Source organism: Actinoplanes sp. ATCC 53533, from assembly GCF_003947245.1.
The window spans coordinates 1-2,690 of the sequence record NZ_QHHV01000415.1; the positions used below are offsets into that span (position 1 = coordinate 1).

At 70.4% G+C, this 2,690-nt stretch carries 5 protein-coding genes; 1 reads left to right on the forward strand and 4 read right to left on the reverse strand.

The features are described 5' to 3' along the window. From DMB66_RS58505 to DMB66_RS58520, 3 genes are all read right to left on the reverse strand, one after another. A partial coding sequence (locus tag DMB66_RS58505) for a DUF2064 domain-containing protein (protein WP_125812558.1) occupies positions 1-468 on the reverse strand: 468 nt, incomplete at its 3' end. After that, positions 465-737, reverse strand: a complete 273-nt coding sequence (locus tag DMB66_RS58510; RefSeq protein ID WP_233625591.1) for a hypothetical protein — start codon at positions 735-737, stop codon at positions 465-467. The genes DMB66_RS58510 and DMB66_RS58505, both read right to left, overlap by 4 nt. Positions 738-1,231: 494 nt before the next feature. After that, the gene (locus tag DMB66_RS58520) at positions 1,232-1,675 is read right to left on the reverse strand and encodes an SRPBCC family protein (RefSeq protein ID WP_125812559.1); all 444 of its coding nucleotides are present in this window, start codon (positions 1,673-1,675) and stop codon (positions 1,232-1,234) included. Positions 1,676-1,733: 58 nt separating this feature from the next. Between DMB66_RS58520 and DMB66_RS66420 the strand changes: the two genes are divergently transcribed. Beyond that, a complete protein-coding gene (locus tag DMB66_RS66420) occupies positions 1,734-2,165 on the forward strand; it encodes a DUF6855 family protein (RefSeq protein WP_370321489.1) in 432 nt (143 codons plus the stop codon). Here the strand turns inward: DMB66_RS66420 and DMB66_RS58530 are convergent. Beyond that, on the reverse strand, positions 2,059-2,690 hold a 632-nt coding region (locus DMB66_RS58530), incomplete at its 5' end, for an EAL domain-containing protein (RefSeq protein WP_148112928.1). The genes DMB66_RS66420 and DMB66_RS58530 overlap by 107 nt on opposite strands.

Below are 2,690 nucleotides of genomic sequence, written 5' to 3' on the forward strand. Positions count from 1 at the left end.
GGTGTCCGGAGTGGACATCGGCACCCGCCACAACGCCTTGCCGTGCGACGGATTCCGGAGTCCTAGAGCCCACCAGCCGCCGTCGTCGGCGAGCCCGAGCACGGCGTCGCCCTCGTCGAGCCGTTGAACGGCGTCGGCCAGCAGCCCGGCGCTGATCTGCGGGGTGTCCATGCCGATCAACAGGCTCCCCACGCCGTCCAGCCGGGTGTCGGCATAGGCGTGGACCAGGCGTTCGCCGAGGGTCACGCCCCGCTGGGCCGTCCGGTGCCAGCCGGGCGGTGCCGGATGGTCGCCGTCGACGACGAGGCAGCGACGCGTGGCCGGCGCGGCGGTGACGGCGGCCACGGTGTCCGCGAGCGCGGCGGCGGCGACCACGGCGGCCTGGCCGGGAGTGCACGGCGGGCAGAGCCTGGTCTTGACCCGTCCCGGCACCGGCGTCTTGGCCAGCACGAGCACCTGGACGCTCATCGGGCGAGCACCGCGCTCATGTCGCGGATCGCGCGGGCGGTGCCGCGCACCGTGCCGGTGACCTTCGACGTGGTGCCCGCGGTCCGCCGCCGGTAGGCCACATCGACCTCGATGGCCTCCCAGCTGGCCCGGGCGGCGGCGATCAGCAGCTCGAGGGGATAGCCGAACTGGCGGTCCCGCAGGCCGAGGGCGAGCAGATCGTCGCGGCGGGCGGCGCGCATCGGCCCGATGTCGTGCACCCGCAGGCCGCGTGACGGCCAGGCTGACACCGATGCGGATGCCATCGATACGTCACCGGTCGGCAGGCACTCGTCGACCGGCCTCCGTCGCCCACATCAACGGCGCGAAGCCGACGGCGAAGCCCGCCATCGTGACCACCCCGCGTGGCCAGAAGATGTGGCTGTCGACGAATGACCAGCCGGCGGACACCAGAACGACGCCGCCTGGCACCACCCGTATGCCGTGCGACGGCTGCGACCGCTACCTGGAGCAGATCCGCACCACCGTGGGCGCTCTCGGCGGTCTGCCCGGCAGAGCCTGGCGCCCGAGGCCGGCGATCGGCTGCTGGCCGCGTTCCGCGACTGGCCGGCTGGCTGAACAATGTCCGCGAATGGGAGGAAACGATGGCATATCAATCGCGCGGGGCGGCCTGGGCTGTGCGGTTGGCGCACCTCGCTATGGCGGCCTCGTCGGCCGGTGACGGCGGCGCGGATCCGGTCACCGCCGCATTACCGGCCCTGCGGTCAATCGAGATTCAGGGCCGTCACTGCGATGTTTCGATCAGTCGTTTCAGCGTGGCGAGGTCCTTGGCGTTGGCTCGGCGCATCGCCGCCGCCATCATCGGCGCGCCGAGGCTCGCGAAGCCGCTGGGCTCGCCCCGGTTACGCAGCGTCATCCGGGTCGCGTCGTCGCCGTGCGGCTGCCAGGTGTAGGTGGTCTCCATCGGGAACGGTCCCTGCGCGGTGCGCATGACCAACCGCTCGCCGGGCACGAACTCGACGACCTCATAGGTGTAGGCGAGCCGGCGGCCGAGGAAGTGCGCGACGAATTTCATGCGAGACCCGACCGTGACCGGTGGCGGCGTCAGCCACTCGACCGTCTGGATATTGACGTACCACGCGGGCGCGTTCGACGGGTCACCGGCGTACGCGGCGACCCGCGGCGCGGGCGCGTTGATCACGATCTCGGACGACACGTCGACGGCCATCCGCCGATTGTCCACCGGACGCGGGAGTTGCGGCACCGGAACCGCCCGGGCCAGGACAATGGGACGGATCGGCGCGGCGAACGGAGACCCAGGATGGGTGCGAACGGCAGCGGAAACCGCAGACGATCCGTGGCGGCTGACCACCGCGCCGGGCAAGGGCGAGTACCAGGTGTGGCGTGACGAATCGGCCGATCCGCCGGCCCTGGTCTGCCAGGTCGGCAGCACCCAGCTCCGGTCTGCAGGCGATACTGATCGCGCTGCTGGAGGAACTCGGCCTGGCCGAACTCACCCACGACGCCCGCAACTACCGGATCCGCGCCCGCTGACCGCCGCCGGCCCCAGCACCCGGCGCAGTTCGCCCACCTCGGGTGCGAGACGCCGGATCAGGTCGCGGATCTCGTCGTTGACCGGCGGGCCGGCCGGTCTTGCGTGGATGGGGCGGCGAAGCAGGAGTCGGTCAGGTCGCGCAGTGGCCGAGGTCGGCCGATGAGGTACCCCTGAACCGCGTCACACCCGAGTGCGGCTAGCCGGTCGAGCTGTGCGGGGCTTTCGACCCCCTCCGCGATGACCTGCATGTCGAGCGCGTGTCCTATGCCGACGACAGCGCCGACGATGGCGCCGCTCGACTCGTCCACGTCGAGGGCAGATACGAACGACCGGTCGATCTTCAGAGATTGCGCCGGGATCTGACGGAGGTAGGACAACGACGAGTAGCCGGTCCCGAAGTCGTCGATGGCCAGTTGAACGCCGAGCGCACGAAGCCAACGCAGGCTGGCCGCGGTTGTCGCGTTGTCGGCCGCAAGTGTGGTCTCGGTCAGTTCCATGACGAGTTGGTCGGGCCGCAGTCCGGTGCTCTGCAGAGCGTTGCTCACGGTGTCGACGATGCCTGGGTGCCGAAGATCGCGGGCCGAAAGATTTACCGACAGCGTCAGCTCACGGTATTTCGAGGCGGTGAACTCCTCGCACGCGCGCTTGACCACCCAGGCGTCGATGGCGGTGATCAGTTGGCTTTCCT